Annotated in this window: 13 protein-coding genes; 11 read left to right on the top strand and 2 right to left on the bottom strand. The window is 66.9% G+C overall.

The features are described from left to right. The first annotated feature begins 81 nt into the window (after positions 1-81). The 9 genes from F5972_RS35970 to F5972_RS35930 all read left to right on the top strand — a co-directional run bounded on the left by F5972_RS35970 (position 82) and on the right by F5972_RS35930 (position 14,913). Positions 82-7,032: a non-ribosomal peptide synthetase gene (locus F5972_RS35970; RefSeq protein ID WP_191910490.1), complete on the top strand. Its 6,951-nt coding sequence runs from the start codon at positions 82-84 to the stop codon at positions 7,030-7,032. A gap of 2 nt (positions 7,033-7,034) precedes the next feature. Further along, a complete protein-coding gene (locus F5972_RS35965; protein ID WP_150940499.1) occupies positions 7,035-7,259 on the top strand; it encodes an MbtH family protein in 225 nt (74 codons plus the stop codon). Positions 7,260-7,394: 135 nt separating this feature from the next. Further along, positions 7,395-8,618: a cytochrome P450 gene (locus tag F5972_RS35960; protein ID WP_150940497.1), complete on the top strand. Its 1,224-nt coding sequence runs from the start codon at positions 7,395-7,397 to the stop codon at positions 8,616-8,618. 58 nt (positions 8,619-8,676) lie between these two features. Next, positions 8,677-9,942 carry an MFS transporter gene (locus F5972_RS35955; protein ID WP_150940495.1) on the top strand — a complete coding sequence of 422 codons (1,266 nt, stop codon included), beginning with the start codon at positions 8,677-8,679 and terminating at the stop codon, positions 9,940-9,942. Positions 9,943-10,003: 61 nt separating this feature from the next. Beyond that, the gene (locus F5972_RS35950; RefSeq protein ID WP_191910489.1) at positions 10,004-11,308 is read left to right on the top strand and encodes an ATP-grasp domain-containing protein; all 1,305 of its coding nucleotides are present in this window, start codon (positions 10,004-10,006) and stop codon (positions 11,306-11,308) included. Between the two features lie 85 nt (positions 11,309-11,393). Further along, positions 11,394-12,647 carry a diaminobutyrate--2-oxoglutarate transaminase gene (gene ectB, locus F5972_RS35945; protein ID WP_150940491.1) on the top strand — a complete coding sequence of 418 codons (1,254 nt, stop codon included), beginning with the start codon at positions 11,394-11,396 and terminating at the stop codon, positions 12,645-12,647. Between the two features lie 5 nt (positions 12,648-12,652). Further along, on the top strand, positions 12,653-13,450 hold the full coding sequence (locus F5972_RS35940) for a thioesterase II family protein (RefSeq protein WP_150940489.1): 798 nt from the start codon (positions 12,653-12,655) through the stop codon (positions 13,448-13,450). A gap of 112 nt (positions 13,451-13,562) precedes the next feature. Next, positions 13,563-14,327, top strand: coding sequence for a thioesterase II family protein (locus tag F5972_RS35935; protein ID WP_150940487.1), 765 nt, complete (start codon positions 13,563-13,565; stop codon positions 14,325-14,327). A 61-nt stretch (positions 14,328-14,388) separates the two neighbouring features. Beyond that, positions 14,389-14,913, top strand: coding sequence for a hypothetical protein (locus F5972_RS35930; RefSeq protein ID WP_150940485.1), 525 nt, complete (start codon positions 14,389-14,391; stop codon positions 14,911-14,913). Between the two features lie 47 nt (positions 14,914-14,960). Here F5972_RS35930 and F5972_RS35925 read toward each other — a convergent pair whose 3' ends face one another. Beyond that, entirely contained in the window at positions 14,961-15,713 is a 753-nt protein-coding gene (locus F5972_RS35925) for an aminotransferase class IV (protein WP_225312203.1), read from the bottom strand. Positions 15,714-15,884: 171 nt separating this feature from the next. Further along, a complete protein-coding gene (gene pabB, locus F5972_RS35920) occupies positions 15,885-18,056 on the bottom strand; it encodes an aminodeoxychorismate synthase component I (RefSeq protein WP_150940481.1) in 2,172 nt (723 codons plus the stop codon). 881 nt (positions 18,057-18,937) lie between these two features. On the opposite strand from pabB, the gene F5972_RS35915 reads away from it, so the two are divergent. Both F5972_RS35915 and F5972_RS35910 read left to right on the top strand, forming a co-directional pair. Continuing rightward, the gene (locus F5972_RS35915; protein ID WP_225312202.1) at positions 18,938-19,858 is read left to right on the top strand and encodes a ParB N-terminal domain-containing protein; all 921 of its coding nucleotides are present in this window, start codon (positions 18,938-18,940) and stop codon (positions 19,856-19,858) included. 178 nt (positions 19,859-20,036) lie between these two features. Further along, positions 20,037-21,206 (top strand): acyl-CoA dehydrogenase family protein, encoded by a 1,170-nt coding sequence (locus F5972_RS35910; RefSeq protein ID WP_150940479.1) that lies wholly within the window; start codon positions 20,037-20,039, stop codon positions 21,204-21,206. The last annotated feature ends 2 nt before the right edge of the window (positions 21,207-21,208 follow it).

Here is a 21,208-nt window from a genome sequence, read left to right as displayed (position 1 = left end):
CGGCCCCGGGCGCGTCGCTCCCGAGTCGTCTGATTGGAGTCATCGGCCATGTCCCATGCACCTGAGACTCGGCAGTCCCTCGTGCACCTTGAATACGACAGTGATGTCTCCACGCAGCGCACAATTCCGGAATTGTTTTCCCTCGTTGTCGGCTCCCGGCCTGACGCGGTGGCGCTGATCGGTCCGGCCGGCCGGCTGACCTATGCCGAGCTCGACCAGCTGGCCGAAAAGCTCTCCAGCAAGCTGGTGGCACGCGGCATCGGGCCCGAGAGCCTCGTCGCGATCAAAGTTCGAAACCCGATGCACGGCATCATCGCCATGATTGCCGTGACGCGGGCCGGAGGCGGTTACCTCGCGATCGACCACACCTACCCGCCGGACCGCCTGGAATTCATCCTCACCGACGCGGCGCCCCAACTCGTCCTCAGCGACGACGCCGACCTGGGCGTCGAGCTGAACGGCAGGCTGCCGGGGTTCACGTTCCTGCCGGACGTCGCGGGAGGCGAACGCGAGGTTCCTCGCAACGGGCATCGTTCTGAAGGACCGGGTCTCTCCTCGGAGAATCTGGCGTACGTCGTCTACACCTCCGGGTCGAGCGGTGTTCCCAAGGGCGTCGCGGTGTCGCACACGGGGATCGAAACGCTGGTTCGAGAACAGTCCGTCCGCTTCGGTGTCGGCCCGGATGATCGAGTACTGCAGTTCGCCTCGCTGAGCTTCGACGCCTCGGTCTCCGAGATCTGGGTGACCCTGCTGTCCGGGGCCACGCTCGTCTGCTCCGGCGGCGAGCGCATCCTCCCCGGCGACGACCTCGTCCGCCTGGTCGAGCAGTTCGCCGTCACACACGTCACGCTGCCTCCTTCGGCGCTGCTCGCGATGGTGCCCGAAGACCTGCCCGGCACCACGATCATCGTGGCGGGCGAGGAGTGCCCAGGTCACCTGGCCGCGCAGTGGGGCCGAGGCCGTCGTTTCATCAACGCCTACGGCCCTACCGAGACAACGGTATGCGCCACGATGAGTGATCCACTCGATTCGGCAGAGGCGCCCATCGGTCGTCCGTTGGCCGGGCGGTGTGCGTATGTGCTGGATGCGGCGCTGCGGCCGGTGCCGATGGGTGTGGTGGGGGAGTTGTACGTCTCCGGTGCGGGGGTGGCCCGCGGTTATGTGGGGCGTGCGGCGCTGACCGCGGAGCGGTTCGTGGCGGATCCCTTCGCCGGTGGTGGTGCGCGGATGTATCGCACCGGTGATCTGGTGCGGTGGGGCGCTGGTGGGGTGCTGGAGTTCGTCGGCCGGGCCGATGCTCAGGTGAAGATTCGCGGGTTCCGGGTGGAGCCGGGCGAGGTCGAGGTGGCGCTGCGCGGGGTCGCCGGTGTGTCGCAGGCGGTGGTGGTGGCCGACGGTGAGGTGGGTGCCCGGCGACTGCTGGGCTATGTGACCGCCGAGCCTGGTGCGGTTGTCGACGGTGACGGCGTTCGGCGGTCGTTGTCCGCGGTGGTGCCGGATTATCTGGTGCCGGCGGTGGTCACGGTGCTTGACCGTTTTCCGTTGACGGGCAACGGGAAGGTCGATCGTGCTGCCCTGCCGGTGCCCGGTGGTGCCGAGGTGGCCGGGCGGCGTCCGCGTACCCGGTATGAGCGGGTGTTGTGCGAGGCGTTTGCTGAGGCGCTCGGGTTGGAGTCGGTGGGGATCGACGCTGACTTCTTCAACCTCGGCGGCGACAGCATTCTTGCCATCAAGCTGATTTCGGCCGCGAGAAAGGGCGGCCTCGCGATCAAGCCGCGGGACATCTTCCGGCACCGGACGGTTGTCCGCCTCGCCGCGGTCGCCGGCCAGGTGAAAGACTCGCCGACGGATGCGGGGACGGACGACGTCGGCATCGTCCCACGCACACCGATCATGAACTGGCTCGCGGAACGCACCGACGACCTGCGCGAGTTCTACCAGTCCGTGGTGATTCAGGTTCCCGCCGGAGTGTCCCTGCCGACTCTGGCCGGCGCGCTGCAAGCCGTGATAGACCACCATGACGCCCTGCGGCTGCAGGTCATCCGCAGTGAGACGGACGAGACCTGGAGCGCGCTGGTCCAAGCCCCCGGCAACGTCGACGCCGTGGCCTGCCTGATCCGTTCCGATATACGGAACCAAACGCCGCGTGCCCAGTCCGCGATCTTTGATGCGACCCTCTCCACCGCTCGTACCCGCCTCGAGCCGGAGGCCGGGGTCATGCTGCAGGCGGTGTGGTTCGACCGCGGGCAACAGCCCGGCAGGCTCCTGCTCGTTGTCCATCACCTGGCGATCGACGGCGTGTCCTGGCGAGTCCTGTTGCCGGATCTTCAGGCCGCATACGAGGCCATCGAGGCCGGCCGGAAGCCTGATCTGCCGGAGGTCGGCACTTCTCTGCGCCAGTGGGCACGCCAACTGCGAGCGGAGGCCGCCAACCCGGCAAGAACAGCCGAGACGACCTTCTGGCAGGCGCTCACGGCGGCGGACCAGGTGGAGATCGGTCAACGGCCACTGGACCCCGAGGTCGACACCGCCGCAACGGCCGAGACCCTCACCACGGAAGTATCCGCCGATGTCACCGCGGCCGTACTCGGCGAAGCGCCGAAGTTCATCCACGGGAGCATCAACGAGGTTCTGCTCGCGGGTCTGACACTCGCGGTCGGCCGCTGGCTCGCCCAGCGGGGAACGCGCGGCCCCCTTCTCGTGGATGTGGAGGGTCACGGCCGGGAGGATATTTTCCCGGATACGGACCTGTCCCGCACTGTCGGCTGGTTCACGACGGTTTATCCCGTCCGGCTCGACATGGCAGACGTCGAGGACGATGCCGCGACGAATGGCGGGTCGAGCGTGGCCGAAGCGTTGCAGCGGATGAAGGAACATCTCCGGGAGATTCCCGATCACGGCATCGGCTACAGCATTCTGCGTCATCTCCCGGGGCCGGCCCAGGAGACCTTGCTCTCCGGCGCACGACCCCAGGTCGCGTTCAACTACCTCGGGCGATTCCCCGAACCGGCGGATGTCGACTGGCAACCCGTGAGCGAAGCCGGTGGCGTGCTCCAGGGCGACTTCGGGCCGTACCAGCCGATGGCTCACTCGCTGGAGATCGGCTGCGTGACGCTGGACTCCGCCGACGGTCCGCGGCTCGTCAACACCTGGACGTGGCCCTCTGCAGTGCTCAGCCGGGACGAAGTGGCAGAGCTCGCCGCACACTGGTCCCGAGCCCTGGCCGACATCGCGCGCCATGTCTCCAGTGGGCACACACCCGCGGACTTTCCGCTGGTGAAGCTCACTCAAGACGACATCGAGGTCATCGAGTCGCGCTTCCCGGCCCTGGAGAACATCCTTCCGCTCACGCCGCTCCAGACCGGGCTCCTCTTTCACTCCCTTTACGACGAGCGGGGCGAGGACGTCTACATCGTCCAACTCGGTATCCGATTCCGAGGCGACCTCGACCCTGGGCGGATGCGATCCGCGGTGCGGGCACTGACCGTACGGCACCCTGCTCTCCGGGCCCGGTTCGTCCGGGACGGCCTTCGCGAACCGGTACAGGTGATTGCCGCGGCGGAGCCGGTGCCATGGGACGTCCGGGACCTGCGGTCGGTGCCCGCGGCCGACCGAGACGCCGAGTATGCCGCTCTGAGCGTCGCCGAGCGAAGCCACCGCTTCCGGCTCGACGCCGATCTGCTGTTGCGCGCCACCTTGGTCCGCATGGACGACGACGACCATCGGCTGCTTCTCACCAGCCACCATCTGACTTTCGACGGCTGGTCCTCCCAGCTGATGGTCCGCGATCTCCTGGCGCTGTACGAGGCAGGGGAACAAGAGGATGCCCTACCGGCGACAAGGCCCTACGAGGAATACCTGGCGTGGTTGAACGAACAGGACCACGCGGCCGCACTCGGCGAATGGCGCTCGGCCCTGGCCGGGCTGGAAGACCCCACCTTGGTGGCGGACAGCGGCCGTCGCGGCGAGGAGACCGCCAAGCGCCTTGAGATGACGCTGACCAAGAGCGAGACCGCCGCCCTCGTCACCACGGCCAGATCGGCGGGCCTGACACTCAACTCGATCTTCCAAGGCGCCTGGGCGCTGGTCCTCAGCGATTTAACCGGTTCGCACGACGTCGTGTTCGGAACCACGGTAGCCGGCAGGCCGGCCGATCTGCCTGGCATCGAGGAGACGGTCGGCCTGTTCATCAACACGTTGCCGGTACGGGTCAACGTCCATCCGGCCCGCTGCGTCCACGACGTGCTCGCGAGCGTCCAGGACGAACAGGCACGCCTCATGGAGTTCCCTTACGTCAGCTTGAGTCAGCTCCAGGATCTTTCCGGCCATCGGACCCTGTTCGACACGCTTCTCGCCTACCAGAGCTTTCCCGCCGGACAAGACGACGAGAACGCCGGCGGATCATCGCCGCTCGACCTCGCCGGCATCGACGGGTACGACGCGACGAACTTTCCGTTGGAGCTCGTGATCTCCCCGGGAACGCACATCGACTTGCAACTGAACTACCGTCACCCGTCGATCACCGACGAGCTCGCGCAGCAGATTCTTCCCCTCTTCCGGCATGTGCTCACCCAGGTCGCCGGCAGGAGCTCGGAACCGGTCGGCCGGCTGGCCCTGCCGGCACCGGAGCAGGCAGAGGCACTGCTTGCGCTCGGCGTGGGAACCTCTACTGGGCACCCGGAACCGGCCACCGGTGTGGGCGAGGCGATCAGCCTGATCGCCGAGCGGAAGCCGGACGCCGTTGCCGTGCGATACGCCGGCACCGCACTGACCTACGCCGAGCTCAACGCGTCGGCCGACGGCCTGGCGAAGCACCCGGCCTTCGGCCGGTTACCGGACGAGAGTCCCGTCCTGGTATTGCAGGAGGCTTCGCCGCACCTGATCCTCTCCCTCCTCGCCGTGGCGAAGTCGGGTGGTGCCTACCTGCCCGTGCTGCCCGAGACACCCTCGGAACACCTTCGCGGCATCATCGAGGAGGTCGCGCCGGCGGTGATCCTGACCGACCGAGCCTCTGCGCGTCACGACGTCTTCCAGCCTTTTGTCGATCGCGGCGTCACGACCGTCATAGTCGTGGACGAGATCGAGCTCCCGGAATCGGAGGGTGACTCCGCCGGCACTCTGTCCATACATCCGGAGCAGGTGGTCGGACTCGGCTACACGTCTGGGTCGACCGGCATCGCCAAGGCGGTCGGCACGACACATGCCGACTTGCTTCGACTGGCGGCGGACCCGAGCTGGACCGACCACCGGCCCACTGTGCTGATGTACAGGCCGCACGCAGGGGACTCACTGGCGTTCGAGATGTGGATTCCGCTACTGCAGGCAGGTGAGGTCGTGCTGGCCCCGGCCGGCGACATCGACCCTCTCCAGCTCGGCCGGTTGGTACGGCAGCACGGCGTGACGCGCATGTGGGTCACGGCCGGTCTGTTCGGCACGCTCTCCCGTGACTGCCCGCAGGACTTCGCCGGCCTCGCCGAGCTTTGGACCGGAGGAGATGTGGTGTCGCAGGACGCCGCACGGAGGTTCCGGGCCGCGGCGCCTCAGGTCGCGCTCGTCAACGGCTACGGGTCCAGCGAGACCGCCGTGTTCACCACCCGTCACCGGGCGTCGGCGGATGATCCCGGATCCGCGGTGCCCATCGGTCGCCCGTTGGCCGGGCGGAGTGTGTATGTGCTGGATGCGGCGCTGCGGCCGGTGCCGATGGGTGTGGTGGGGGAGTTGTACGTCTCCGGTGCGGGGGTGGCCCGCGGTTATGTGGGGCGTGCGGCGCTGACCGCGGAGCGGTTCGTGGCGGATCCCTTCGCCGGTGGTGGTGCGCGGATGTATCGCACCGGTGATCTGGTGCGGTGGGGCGCTGGTGGGGTGCTGGAGTTCGTCGGCAGGGCCGATGCTCAGGTGAGGATTCGCGGGTTCCGGGTGGAGCCGGGCGAGGCCGAAGTGGCGCCGGGTGCGGTTACGGGTGGGGGGCGGCGTCCGCGTACCCGGTATGAGCACGTGTTGTGCGAGGCGTTCGCTGATGCGCTCGGACTGGAGACGGTGGAACCCGACGCGGACTTCTTCGACCTCGGCGGCAACTCGTTCGCCGCTATGCGCCTTGCTGATTATCTGAGGCGGGAGTTGAACACCGAGGCGAGCATCCGCGACATCTTCGAGGCCCCGACAGCCGGGCAACTGGCTGCCCGGCTGGCCGAGGTCGACGAGCGGCATCACGACGACGCGTTCGCCGTCACCTTGCCGATCCGGCACGCCGACCAGGGACCGGCCATGTTCTGCGTCCATCCCGTGGTCGGCCTGGGCTGGAGCTACGTTGGGCTGCTGCCGTACGTGCCGCCCCAGGTGGCGGTGTACGGCCTGCAGTCCCGGGGCCTCTCCGAGGAGACCGATGCGCTGCCGGGCGACGTGGACGAGATGGTCGCCGACTACCTCGACCAGATTCGGCGTACGCGGCCTCACGGACCCTACGTGTTGCTCGGCTGGTCGTTCGGCGGCAAGGTGGCGCAGATTCTCGCGGCTCGTCTACAGGAGCAAGGCGAGCGGGTGATGTTGGTGATCTTGGACGCGGCTCCCATCGTGAGCGGCCACGACATCGAACGCACACCGGAAGGGGCAGCGCGGGCCCTGCTGCGACTGGCCGGACACGACTGCGACGCTCAGGGCTGCCGTCCCGAGGATCCCGCGGCCCACGTCGCGGCGGTACTTACCGGACCGCACAGCCGGCTCTCGGCCATCCCCCCCTCTCACATACCTCGAGTTCTACTGGTCACCGCCAACAACATCAGACTGGTCTCCTCGCTACGGCAAACCCGTTTCGACGGCGAGAGCGTGCTGTTCCTCGCCGGCCGGTCGGAGTCGGATCCGGAAGCCGTAGCCCGATCCTGGCAGCAGTATCTGAGCAGGTCGACGCACGTTCACTTCGTCGACGTCACTCATGACGACATGACCGAGCCTGACGCCCTGGTCACCATCGGCAAGGTGTTGACACCGGCAATCGAAGGCTTCGCGGCAACGGACGCGCACCATCAAGGGAGGTAACGATGACCAACCCATTCGAAGACGAAAGCGCCCTCTATCTTGTTCTGGTCAACGACGAGGGGCAGCACTCGCTGTGGCCACAATTCGCGGAGATCCCGCAAGGGTGGGTGGCCGTCTGCGGACCGGACAACCGTGACGTCTGCCGGGCCTACGTCGAAAAGCACTGGACGGATCTTCGTCCGCGGAGCTTGGTGCGCCAGATGCGGGAAAGGGCCGCGCTCAGCTGACGCGACGGGCCGGCCGCGTACGACCGAGGGTGCCGAGGTTCACATCCTCGACGGCGGCCACTTCTGTCATGCGGGCCCGAATGGAGTCGGCGTTCGCGCGATTACGGCGGAGTCACCGGAAGGAACCAGCCAGCAATGACGAATGCGGCCGTCCACGGCGTCGCCGACTTGGGTGATCCGCACATCTACCAGACGGCAGACCGCTATCGTATGTGGGAGAAACTGGTAGCGGAGAACAGGGCGGTGTGGAGTGCGCCGGGGACCTCGCCCGGCGGATTCTGGTCTGTCTTCTCTCATCAGGCATGCTCGGAACTGCTGGCGCCGAACGCTCCCTTCACGTCCGAATACGGGATGATGATCGGGTTCGACCGCGACCATCCGGACAAGGCCGGCGGCAGGATGCTGGTCGTCAGCGAGGGCAGCTGGCACAATCAGCTTCGCCGCCTCATCGCACCGTTCCTGTCGCGCGCTTCGGCGCAGTCTTTGTCGGCATTCGTGCATCGGGAAGTGGCCGAAATCCTGCGGAGGCTGCGTAACGGCGGGAGCTCGACCGAGTCGACGGCGACCGGCCAGGACATCGCGTCACTCGTCGGGTCCCGCTTGCCCGCCGCCGTGGTCTGCGAACTCCTCGGCATCCCGGCGAGCGACCGCGACCTGGTGGTCGGCCTGACCAACCACGCCTTCGGCGGAAAGGAGCCGGCATTCGCTGACATGGAGCCTTCGGAGGCCCATACACAAATTCTGAGCTACTTCGTGGACGTCATCGAACGGCGACGCGCCGACCCAGGCGACGACCTCGTAACGGCCTTGCTTGCCGACGAATCGTTGAACGACAGCGAAATACTGATCAATTGCGACAACGTCCTGATCGGAGGAAACGAGACCACCCGCCACGCGGTCACTGGTTGCTTCCACGCTCTGGCCGAGAATCCTGAGATTCTGCCCGCACTGCGAGCGGAGCCGGCCCTGATCCCCGCAGCCGTGGAAGAGATCCTGCGATGGGCCTCGCCGGCGATGCACGTGCTGCGGGTGTCCACCCGGCCAACCGTCGTCGCCGGCCAGGAGATCGACGAGGGCGTCGCCGTGGTGGCCTGGCTGCCCGCCGCGAATCGGGATCCCGGCGTCTTCCCCAGCCCGAGTGAGCTACGACTGGACCGCCATCCGAACCGTCACCTCGCTTTCGGCCACGGACTGCACCACTGTCTCGGCGCCGCACTGGCCAGAGCTGAACTGACAGCACTGCTCGAGGCGCTTGCCGACGCTCTGGACGGTGTGGAACCGCTGGCCGAGCCGCAATGGATGAGCGTCAACCAGGTACAGGGATATCGCACCCTTCCTGTGGTTTTGCACTGGAGGTGAAAGTTCGGTCCAGTCCTGCTGATCACCCATATGAGTGTTCCCATAGAAGTATTGGAAAATGACCGAAAAAACACAGTCACCGGACACCGGCGAAGCGATCACGCTGATCCGCAATCGAGACTTCGTCCGCCTCTGGCTCAGCCAGACGCTGTCCGCCATCGGCTCGCGGGTCAGCTATCTGGCCTACCCGCTGCTCATCCTCGCCATCTCCGGATCGACCGCAGCGGCGGGGGCGGTGGCGGGAACCGCCGCACTGGTGGAGATCGCGGTGCGCATCCCGGCAGGAGTACTGCTGGACCGGTTCGATCGCCGGAAGTTGATGCTGTGGACCGAGGCCGCACGCGTGGCGGCCATGATCACTGCTTTGACCGCAGCTGCCCTCGACTGGATCTCGGTTCCTCTGGTCTTCGCCGTGGCGGCTATGGACGCCGGCGGATCCGCCCTGTTCGAGTCCGCCGAGCGTACGGTCCTTCGACACATCGTCGCCCACGGTCAAATCACGGTCGCGATCGCTCGCAACGAGGCCCGTACCTTCACCGCCGAGCTGCTCGGTCCGGCGCTCGGTGGCGCTCTGTTCGGACTTGCCCGCGCCCTGCCCTTCCTCTTCAACACTGTTGCGTACGCCACATCGTTCTTCGCGGTCCTTGCCATCAGGCGACCGTTTCGAGGAAACCGCCCGGAACAGCACGAAGGCATCGCGAAGGCCTTCGCCGCGGGATTCGGATTCATCTGGCGGCAGCCGTTCCTCCGTGCCGTTGCGATGGTTGAACCATTACTCAACATGGCATTCACCGGCACCCTGTTTGTGATCATCGTCGTACTTCATGACGCCGACATCCCCGCCTTTGGCATCGGTGTGGCGATGGCCGCCATGGCTGTGGGTGGAATTCTCGGCGCGGTCGCCTCCCCATGGATCCAAAGGTTGCTCTCCCCGCGGCTGCGCATCGTGCTCCTGGCGTGGACAAGTGCGCTGATGGCGGCAACCTGTGTTGTTCTTCCGTCGGGATACTGGGTCGTTGCACCGATGCCGATACTCGTATTTTTTGCCCCCTGCACGACAGCCACCGTCCTGGGGCACCAGACCGCGATCACCCCGGACCACCTGCACGGGCGAGTGGTGGCGGCGCTGCGGCTCTTCATGACCGGGATGAACCCGATAGCCCCGCTGGCGGCCGGCGTCCTGCTTGAGCATCTGGAAAGCCCGGCAGTCTTCGCCGTATTCGCGTCGGTCTTTGTGCTGGCCTCCGTCGTCGCGACTTTCAGCAAGGGGATCCGGACCATGGGCGAACATGGGCGACCCGAATCCATGGTCATGGGGACTTAGCACTCAGAGCGGCCGGCGGCGAGGTCACCGCTTCTCGGGACGACATCGGAGGAATGGTCGAATGGTAGGTATCAACTCACGCCCGGAAGAGCGACCACGACTGATCGTCATGTTCGAAGAGGGTGCGGTCACGCCCGCAGAGATCATGCTCAGCCTGACCGACTGGGCCGACGTCATGCTCGTGGTCGGCACCTCGCCGTACACCGCAGCGGTGAAGCCATTCCTCTATGAGATCGCGGAGGCGATCACATGGGACCAGCCACGCGCAGAGCTCCTCGGCCACCTGCGCAAGTGGCGGCCGGACGGCATCATCACCTATGCCGAAAGGATGCTCGTGCCGACCGCCGAGGTGGCCGCCGAGCTGGGACTCCTGTTCCACTCCGTAACTACCGCAACCCTGCTGCGCGACAAATTCGAGCAGCGCAGGCGCTTGGCGGAGGCCGGAGTACAACGGACGAGATCGGTATCGCTGACCGGAGTTGATCAGTGGCGGGATGTCGCCGCCCAGGTTGGATTTCCCCTGGTCGTGAAGCCGCGACTAGGTGAGGGGAGTCAGTACACCCACCTGGTCCACGGCATCGAACAAGGGGAAGCGCTGCTCCGTGACCTGTCGAAATCCTACTCAGGAGTTCTCGTCGCAGAGGAATTCATAGCCGGAAAGCAGCGACCGCCGTTCGGTGACTACGTGTCGGTGGAAAGCTGTGTGGTGGACGGAGAAATCACACATCTGGAGATCACCGGTAAGTTCCCCATTCTACCCCCATTTCGCGAACAGGGACACTTCTGGCCGGCGCCCGTCTCCGATCCCGAAAGAGACGACATTCTCGATCTCACCCGGCGGGCGTTGACCGGCCTCGGTATTTCGACAGGATTGACTCATACCGAGGTGAAGCTGACCGCGGACGGGCCGCGCCTCATCGAGGTGAACGGGCGTATCGGCGGCCAGATCAACGAGCTGGCGATTCGTGCCTGCGGAACCGACCTCATCGCTGCCGGAGCGCGAATGGCATTGGGCCTGCACAGCGATGAACTCGTATTGAAACCGAGCAAGACCTACTTCCAATATCACAACTTGCCGCCCCTGGACGCTCGCCGGCTGACAGGCGTTCGGGGTGCCGCGGCCGCCAAAAAGGTGGCGGGGGTCACCTCCTACGAAATCTACCTGCATCCACCAGCGCCTCTGGAAAGAGGTGTCATGACGACGTGGATCGATGCTGTCCGGGGAGAGGCCCATGACCATGACGAGATGCTCGCCGTCCTGGACCAGGCGAACGAACTCTTGTCGTTCGTCTACGAGACCCCTTCGGGTGAGGTCACCCTGCCGGCGATGTGGACACAGCAGCGAACGAGCCACAGATCTGAATGAGCCGGTGTGGCCGGCCGCCAACGGCGACCGAGGGTGAACCGGCCGCTACCCGACCCACAGAACCACTGACAACGGAGGACGAGCAGTGAGCGTCGTGGCAGATCGTGAATCCGAGGTGCGTAGTTACAACCGTATTTGGCCGGCCATGTTCGACCACGCCCGTGGCAGCTGGCTTTACACCAAGCCCGGTGCCGCCTACTTGGACTTCTTCTCCGGCGCAGGCACGCTCAGCTACGGGCACAACGAGCCGCGCCTGAAGCGCGCGCTCATCGACTACCTCGAGCGCGACGGGGTGACCCATGGCCTGGACATGTTCACCACCGCCCGGGCGGACCTGATGAACACGCTCAGCACGCTGATCCTGGAGCCCCGCAGCCTGGACTACAAGATCGTCTTTGCCGGCCCGGCCGGCACGACGGCGGTAGAGGCCGCACTGAAGCTGGCCCGCAAGGCGAGCGGCCGCAAGGTTATCGGCTACTTCGACATGGGCTACCACGGAATGACCGCCGGGGCGCTGTCCGTGGCAGGCAACGCGGAGCGTCGGGCGAGTGCCGGCGTGCCGTTGGGCTACAGCGTCGAGTTGCCGTACGACCTCGATCCCAACGGGCCGGCCACCGAAGTGCCGGACTTCGACCGGCTGCTGGAGGGCACCGGTCAGTCGGCCGACCTCGCGGCGGTGATCGTGGAGACGGTCCAGGGCGAAGGCGGAATGAACACGGCACGCAGCGCCTGGCTGCGAGCGCTGGCCGAAGCGTGCCGGCGGAACGGTGCTCTGCTCATCGTGGACGACATCCAGATGGGCTGCGGGCGGACCGGACCGTTTTTCAGTTTCGAGGACGCCGGACTCGTGCCGGACATGGTATGCCTGTCCAAGGGGATCGGCGGGTACGGTTGCCCGTTGTCGCTCTTGTTGATCCGGCCGGAGCTGGACGTGTGGCGGCCCGGTGAGCACAACGGCACCTTCCGCGGGTTCAATCTGGCGTTTGTGACCGGGGCCGAAGCACTGCGCGCCTACTGGAGTGACGACAAGCTGGAGCGATCGACCCGCGCGCGGGGCGAACAGGTCGACCAGGCGCTGCGGAACATCGCGGACGAGTATCCCGAGGCCGGGCTGAACGTCCGTGGTCGCGGTCTGGCGCGCGGCCTTGGATTCGCCGACCCTGCGCTGGCCCGGCAGGTGCAGTCCGCGGCGTTCGAGCGGCACCTGCTCATGGAGACCTCCGGTGCGCGCGACGACGTGGTGAAGCTGTTGCCGCCGCTGACCATAACCGATGACGAGCTGGAGGAGGGCCTGGCAATCGTGCGGGCCTCGGTCCGGGCGGCGCTCGGAGGCGAGTGAGCACGATGGCGAAGCACCCCTGGTTTCCCTTCGGAACCGGGCCGGAGGCGCCGGTCCGGTTGCTCACCCTCCCGCACGCCGGTGCCGGTGCAGCCGTATTCCGGGCATGGGCGCGGGGGATGCCCGAGGAGGTCGCCGTTTGCCCGGTTCAGCCGCCGGGAAGGGAGGGGCGGAGCGGGGAGGCTCCGTTCGACCGGGTCGCCCCGCTGGTGCGGGAGCTTGCCGAGCAGATCACCGCATCGGTGAGTGAGCCGTACGCGGTGCTCGGTCACAGCACTGGGGCGCTGTGCGCGTACGAGGTGGTTCGCGAGCTACGGCGCACCGGTGGCCCACTGCCGGTGCATCTGTTCGTATGCGGACGCCCGGCACCGCATCTGCCGCCCGCCCGGCATGATGTGGCCGGTCTGTCGGTGACGGAGCTGGCGGCGTTCCTGCGTGAGCTGGAGGGCACTCCGGAGGGGATGCTGTCAGATCACCGTGCGCTGCAGTGGATGCAGCCGATCCTGGTCGCCGATCTCGCGGTCAACGAGTGTTACACGTTCCAGTCGGAGGCGCCGCTGGACATCCCGATCACTGCGTTCGTCGGCCGCACCGATCCCGTCGCCGGCGTGGAACTGATGGAGCCTTGGCAGTCCCAGACCGTTGCCGGGTTCCGGCTGCACCTGCTCGACGGGGGCCATTTCGCCATATTCGACCGCGCGACCTTCGTTCTCGCGGAAATCGCGGCCGCACTGGCCGAACCGGTCAGCCGATCAGCGGCCCCGGTGCGGCCGCGAACCATCTCGCCACCTGCGGGCCGCTGACCTGTCCGGCCTGCGTGAGCCGGGTGTCGTCATGCGGACCAGCGCTCAGTCGCCGCCAACCGCAACCCGAATTCTGGATCTTCCAAGCGTCAGGAGAGGTAGGCCGCCGTCCATGGTGGATTCGTCGACCAAAAAGCCGAACTGGCTGCTGCGCCGGCCCGACCCGGACGCCGGGGCGCGCCTCTTCTGCTTCCCGTACTCGGGATCCGGGGCCACGATGTACGAGCGTTGGCCACGTCGCATCGGCGATGTCGAGATCTGCCTGGTCCAGCCGCCGGGACGGCAGAACCGGATACGGGAGCCGCACTACGAGACCTATGAGCGCCTCGCGGCACAGCTGATCGAAGACCTGGTGCCGTACCTGGATCGGCCGTTCGCATTCTTCGGGCACTGCAGTGGCGCCCTGCCGGGAGTGGAGGTCACCCGGCAACTCGCCGCGGCCGGGCTGCCGCTGCCACAGCGCCTGTTCGTGTCCGCGCAGGTCGCCCCGCACGACGGCCCGTACGGCCGGCTCCTCGAGCTGGACCGCGACGGGCTCCGGGAGACGCTGGCTGACCTGATCACCAACATGGGCGGCACGCCCAGCGACACCCTGCTCGACTTCGGTCTGGACCTCCTGATATGGGACGTCGAGGCGAACAAGCGCTATGTCGTGCCGGCGCCGCTGGACATCCCGTGCGGCATCACCGCGATCGGCTGGAGCCAGGACAACCAGATCCCGTTCTCACTCATGGGGGGCTGGGAGGCGATGACGGCGGACTGCCGGTCGATCCTGCTCGACGGCGGGCACTTCGCTTTCCTGGCCGCGCCTCCGGCCCTGCTGGCCGAGATCGCCCGCGACCTGACCGGCGGCGCGGGTGTCCGCGGCCCGGATTGATCAACAGTAGCCAAGCGAACCCATCAGGAGATTCTGTGGGCCTGCACTAGGATTCCAGCCCATGGAGAAATGGGGTGCACGCCTTTATGGGGATCCGTGCGCTGGTTGCGGCTTCAGGTGGTCGCTGACCCCGCAAGAAGCGATTCAGATCGTCGAGGAACTGCCAACTCGGTTCAGTGCGCTTCTCTCGGGGCGTACGGGGTTCGAGCGTCATCCCGACCTGGCGTGGACTCCGGCGGCCTATGTCAGCCACGTCACGGACAACCTGCGGAACTGGGCTGAGCGGCTTGCAGGAGCCCGCCTGTCCGGGATGGTCGAAGTCCCGGGCTACGACCCAGACCTTGTCGCTCAGGCTCGCCACTACAACGAGATCGTACCCGCCGCGGCTCTCTGGTCACTGGAGCGCGCGGTCGATGCCTGGATGGCAGCGGTGACCGCCGCGCTGGAGAACGACATCGTGCTGCAGCATGCCAGTCGGGGAACCCAGCGGGCCGAGGACGTCGCACGGAACAACGCCCACGACGGTCATCACCACGCCTGGGATATCGAGCGCATCCTGCGGTACGCCAGCCGCTCGGACGCCTGAGCTCAGGTGCACCGGATCCGTGTCGGTCGGCGTCATCTCCCGGCACATCAGATCGGCTCCCAGGGAATGGACTCGTACAGGCCGGTCACGACCTCGGTGATTTCGGCGTTCAACGGGATCCCCAGGCCGTCGACGCGGCCGACCGGGGCGATGCCGTGGGAATTGGTGACGAAGACCGCCCTGTACGACGGCAGGTCGGCGCAGCGGATCGGGCGGCGTTCCGCGAGCATGCCGGCGCGGCGGAGGAGTCGCATGGTGGTGCCGGGCAGGGCCGGCGCGTTCGGCCAGACGAAGGTATCGCCGTCGTGGCACAGGACGTTGGCGATACTCGTTTCGATGACATGGCCGGAGGAGGTGAGGAGCAGCGCGTCGTCGAAGCCGTCACGCCTGGCGAGGTCTCGGTAGAAGAGCTGCCCGAACGTCCCGGTGTGCTTGATGTGGGGCGCGGGCCGCTGGTAGGCGAATGTCCTGAGACTCTGAGGGATGGTCGCGGCGTCGGCGGGCGGACGCACCGTCACCATCACGGCGACAGAGGCGCCACGGAACACGCTTACGCGGACGGTGGCGTCGGAGTCGTCGAGCAGGGCATGCCGGATGTGACGGCGAACCCTTTCGGGGTCGAGTGGCTCGCCGAAGAGCTCCCTGTTGGCGGAGTCCAGCCGGGCGAGATGGAGGTCGAGACCACGTACCAGCTTCGCGCGGATCTGCATGACGGTTACGTGGCCGTAGTTGAAAAGGGCAGGGGCGAGAAGCTCGTCGGCCGTGGGCGGTCGCCCGTCGATCTCGGTACGCGGTAGCACGATCTTTCCTTCGGACGGTTTCGGTCGAAGCGAATGCAGTGCGCGTCCGGCGCGCGGTCAGGGGGCGCTTGGGTTCCGGAGGACGGTCGGCCCTCGCTTGCCCACGTGCTCGCTCCCGATGTGTCGCGCGGGATCGGCACAGAAACCAGGCGGCGAAGTCAGGCGGCGTAGTCAGGCGGAGTGCGCTTCGTCGTCCGCGGGGGTTTCGTCCGCGGGCAGGGCGCGCAGGGTCGCCGCGGCCTTCAGAAGCATCTCCTCGTACTCCTCGACCGGGTCGGAATCCAGGACGATCGCGCCGCCCGCGCCGATCCGCCACTCGCTGTTCACCCGTACGGCGGTCCGGATCACGATGTTGAGGTCGGCGGTGCCGTTGAGGCCCAGGAACCCGATGGCGCCGGAGTAGACGCCGCGGGCCTCCGTCTCGAGTGAGTCGATGATCTCCAGTGTGCGCAGCTTGGGCGCCCCCGTCATCGAGCCGCCGGGGAAGCAGGCCCGGACGCAGTCGACGACGTCGGCGTCACCGCGCAACCGGCCCCGGATCGTGGAGACCAGCTGGTGGACGGTGGCGTAGGTCTCGGCGACCATCAGCTTCGGCACATGCACACTGCCGACCTCGCACACCCGGCCCAGGTCGTTGCGGAGCAGGTCGACGATCATGAGGTTCTCGGCGCGGGTCTTGGAGCTCTGGACGAGTGAGTCGCGCAGCCGCGCGTCTTCCACGGCGGTGACCCCGCGCGGGACGGTGCCCTTGATCGGCTTGCTCTCGACCGTGCGCTCCCGGTCGACGCGCAGGAACCGCTCCGGCGACGAACAGGCGATCTCCAGCTCGCCGAATCGCAGGTAGGCGGCGTACGGCGCGGGATTGACCCGACGCAACCGTCGGTAGAAGTCCAGCCCGTCCGAGGCGGCCGGCAGGCGCGCCTGGCCCGTCAGGCAGATCTCGTAGCTCTCGCCGGCGAGCAACTGCTGTTTGCATGCGGCGATGTCGGCCAGGTAGCGAGTGCGGCCCCGGGCGAGCCAGGGCTCGGCCAGGGAGAGCGAGGAGGTGCGGGCGGGAGGCAGCCGGTCGCTGCCCCCGCCGGCGCGGCGCATCGTGGCGCAGCGGTTCGCGGTCGCGTCCAGCCAGCTCAGCGAGTCCGCCGGTGCACCGTCGCTCAGCGCGAGCAGGTAGGTGACGCCCTTCTCATGGTCGATGGCGACCATCCTGTCGGCGAACAGCCATGCGGCGTCCGGCATGTCGGCGTCGTGCCGGTTCGGCGAACCGCAGTCGGCCTTGAGCCCGTATCCGAAGTAGCCGACGTAGCCGCCGGTGAAGTCGAACGGCAGCTCGGGCGCGATCACCCTCCGCGCGGTGAGTTCCCGCTTCAGGTAATCGAAGACGTTCACGGGCAGGGACTCGGGCTCCCGACGGCCTCGCCGTATCTCGGTCCGGCCCTCGTTCACCTGGTAAGTGACCAACTCGGCGAGCGGACCGGAGGCGTCCCCGAGGAACGAGAACCGGGCGATCCCGTCGTCGACGTAGGCGCTGTCCAGCCAGAAGGCCCAGTCCGAACCGCCGAAGAGCATCACGAACACCTTCTCGGCGTCCACCTCGTACGGCAGTTCCCGCACGTGGAGCCGGTATGCGACCGGCGGCGCCGTCCTGGCCTCGGCCGAACGGGTGGCCGCGCTCGGCGCGGCGCCACGCGTGGTCTGCCCGCTGACCCCGGTGCGGGCCGCCTGAGTGGTGTGCCGGGCGAGCCCGGGGCGTCCGTTACGGCCCCGGCGGTGGACGGTGAGGGCCCGGAAGTTGGCCAGCAGTTCCCGCCCGAACTGGGTGGCCACGGACTCGGGGTGGAACTGCACGCCCCAGAGCGGGCGGGTACGGTGAGCCAGCGCCATGACCACGCCGTCCTCCGCCCACGCGGTGGCCTCCAACTCTGGTGGCAGCGGTTCGGGGACGCACAGCGAGTGATAGCGGACCGCGACGAACTCCTGGGGAAGACCGCGGAACAGGTCCTCGCCGTTGTGGGTGACCAGGGTCAGGTGGCCGTGCCTGGCAGCCGGCGCGGGCACGATGGGAACGCCCTGACCGGCGGCGATTCCCTGGTGCCCGAGGCAGACCCCCAGCACCGGTATGCAGGCGTCGGCGATGACGGAAGCCGAGATGCCGAAGTCGCGAACCCGGGTCGGGCGGCCTGGACCTGGAGATATGACGATGTTGTCGAACTCTTCGAGATCCGGCTCCGTTCCCGGTGGAGGGTCGTTGGTGAGGACCGTGGGTTCCTTGCCGTTCACCTCCGCGATGAGCTGGAAGAGGTTGTAAGAGTAGGAATCGTAGTTGTCGATCAGAAGCGTTCGCACCTCGGATCCTTTCGAGGGAACCTTCGGTCTCCGCGACGACGCCGGCGAGGGGTTCTCCCTTGGCCGTAGGGGATCAGGCCATTCGTTTGACGGGGGCGGCGCCGCCATGACCACAGATGCTGCCGTCGCACACCCGAAGCACTTAACTTCAAATTACTGACAGCCGACAGATCCTGCGCTCGGGCGTGCTTAGAGTAGATGGCCGGATGCGTCGGCGACAAGAAACTCTGCGCATAGTCGCGGGCCCGGCTGCGGTGCGTATTGACAGGTGCGGGTATCTATTGGCGAGGTAGGCGCTGCGACCGGCAAAGAGGAGTGCCAGGAGTCGGCGAAGGGAACGTGCCGTCCTCGTACCAGGTCTTTCAGGGAAGTGCCCGGCCGTTCCGGGAGCCGATTCAGAGGTGAAGGCACTCAGGGGCGCTTGCCGGTCGGATGCAGCCGCCGTCTCCCATATTCACGGTAAGAACGCGCGCTGGAATTTCGCTCGGGAAATTTACCTCCCGCTACTTCGTCTCTGCGCTCGGTGACTTTTTCGGTCGGGGTGGCCGCGTGGATATGGATGACGGAAAACAGGTGTTCCGGCCGAATGTTCCTACCGTTAAGTTGACTATTTGTTAAGTGATTGTCACTATTTCGTGTCGTTGCCTGGCAGCGGACGGGGCCGCGCCAGATTTTGCCGCTTGGAGGTTCCCGTGGCAGGAGGGCAGGGATTGGCCGGCCACGAGCCAGAGGTCTCGCCGGATCGGCGCAGCACGCCGCCGGCGTCCGGGTGCGCCGGCCGAGGCCGGAGGGACGGACGGCATCCAGACAATCTGCCGCCGATTTTGGAAGACGTATGCATAGAACGGTTACCGATAACGAAGTTCTCCATCGCGGATCTGGTGTGCGACGAGACGATCCGCCTGGCCGGCCCGGATCGCGAGCACGTACGACTGCTGGCCGAGGCGGAGCTGCGGCCGCCGCCCGTCCTGGTGCACCGTCCGACGATGCGAGTCGTCGACGGGGCCCATCGCGTCAGCGCCGCGAAGCTCAGAGGGGAGCGGGAGATCGATGCGCACGTGTTCGACGGAGACGCGGCCTCGGCCTTCGTGCTCGCCGTCCACGCGAACGCCGAGCACGGGCTGCCGCTGACACGGGCCGACCGCGTCGCGGCGGCGACCCGCATCCTTGAGTTCTATCCGATGTGGTCGGACCGCGCCATCGCGCGGGCGGCGGGGGTCGCCGCCGGCACCGTCGGCCGGATCCGGAAGCGTTCGACTGCGCGAAATGAACAGTCGAACATCCGGCTCAGCCGGGACGGACGCGTGCGGCCGCTGAACACGGTCGAGGGACGCAGGACCGCGAGCCGGCTCATGCGCGAGGAACCGGACGCGCCACTGCGCGATATCGCGAGAAGGGCGGGCATCTCGCCCGCGACGGCCCAGGACGTGCGGCGACGGCTCGCCAAGGGCCAGGACCCCGTGCCCATAGGACGACGCGGATCCGGCACCGTCTCGCTCACACTGCGGGACGGCGGTGCGCCCGCCGAGGGCCGGAACGCGCGCAAACAGCCTCCCCGGCCGACCAGGGCGCTGCTCAGCCGTCTGAGCAGGGACCCTTCGCTACGGTTCAGCGACGCCGGGCGAGGGGTGCTGAGGCTGCTCAACGAGATCATCTTCAGCGTCGACGAGCTTTCCGGCCGCCTCGACCGGCTCCCGCCGCACAGCGCCGTCCTCGTGGCCGAGCTCTCCCGTTCGCTCGCGCAGAACTGCGAAATCATCGCCAATGAGCTGGACCGGCGTTCGGTGGGCGCGGAGGGATGATTCCGGTCGCGGCGGCGGCCGTGACGGGCTTCTGATCGTGAATTCCGGCCCGCCCCGGACCAATGGCCGACCACGCAACCTGGACACCGCATCGCCCATGACCTAGCTTTGGACCGTCTTTCAACGGATCCGGTTTTCCAGTGCAAATCCGCGATACTCCAGAATTGAAGTATAAAGCATGGACTTTGCTCAGACGCCGGCGCAGCGACGGCTATGCCAGGCCGTGCGGGACTTCGGTCAGCGCGAGCTGAACTTCGAGAACTCGGGAGATGGGCCCGCGACGCCGTTCAATCGGGAAGGCTGGCTCAGATGTGCCCGGTTCGGCGTGCTCGGCTGGCCGGTGCCGAAGAAGTACGGAGGGAGTGGTCTCGATCCGCTGTCGACGATCCTCGCCCTGGACGCGCTGGGCTACGCCTGTCGTGACAACGGCCTGGTCTTCGCCGTCAACAACCATCTGTGGGCTTGTGCGATCTATTTGGTCGAGCACGGCACACCAGAGTTGTGTGAAACCTATCTGCCGCCCATGTGCGATGGGCGCTGGATAGGCGCGCACGCACTGACCGAGCCCGGAACGGGGTCGGACGTCCTGTCGATAACAACACGGGCGGAACGCGCCGGCGACCACTATGTTCTGAACGGCACGAAGACGTTCATCAGCAATGCGCCCGTCGCCGACGTCTTCGTGGTGCTCGCCCGGACGGCCCTTGAAGGGGCGCGGCAGCAGGCGCTTTCCGCTTTCGTCGTCCCCGCGCATCTGCCCGGTGTGCGGGTGGCCCGGGAGTGGAACAAGGCGGGACTCCACACGACGCCGATGGGTGAGGTGGTGTTCACCGATTGCCGTGTTCCCGCCCGCAACCTGCTGGGTGGTGAGGGGGACGGGTACGCCGTGTTCACGTCGACGATCGAATGGGAACGAGCCTTCATGTTCGCCAGCCAGGTGGGCGTGATGGAGCGGATCCTCGACGACTGTGTGCGTTATGCGACCACTCGGCGGCAGTTCGGAAGGACACTCGGCGGCTTCGACTCGATCAGCGGCAAAATCGCCGATATGAAGGTCCGAATCGACCTCGCTCGCCTGATTCTGCACAAGATCGGGTGGTTGAAGGACGCAGGGAGGCTCGCGATGATGGAGTCGGCGATCGCGAAGCTCTTCATCAGCGAGAGTCACCTGAATACCGCGCTGGACGCCGTGCAGATTCACGGCGCCCGGGGCTACCTGACGGAATTCGGCATAGAACGGGAAGTTCGGGACGCGCTGTGCGGACCGATCTACGGCGGAACCTCCGAGATCCAACGGAAGCTCATCGCCGGAATGCTGGGGATCGCAGCCGGTGACGAAACGGGTTGATG

This window comes from Microbispora cellulosiformans (genome assembly GCF_008728085.1).
GTDB classification, from domain to species: domain Bacteria; phylum Actinomycetota; class Actinomycetes; order Streptosporangiales; family Streptosporangiaceae; genus Microbispora; species Microbispora amethystogenes.
Note: the sequence above shows the minus strand (reverse complement) of the source record. Positions and strands in the feature narration are given on the sequence as shown.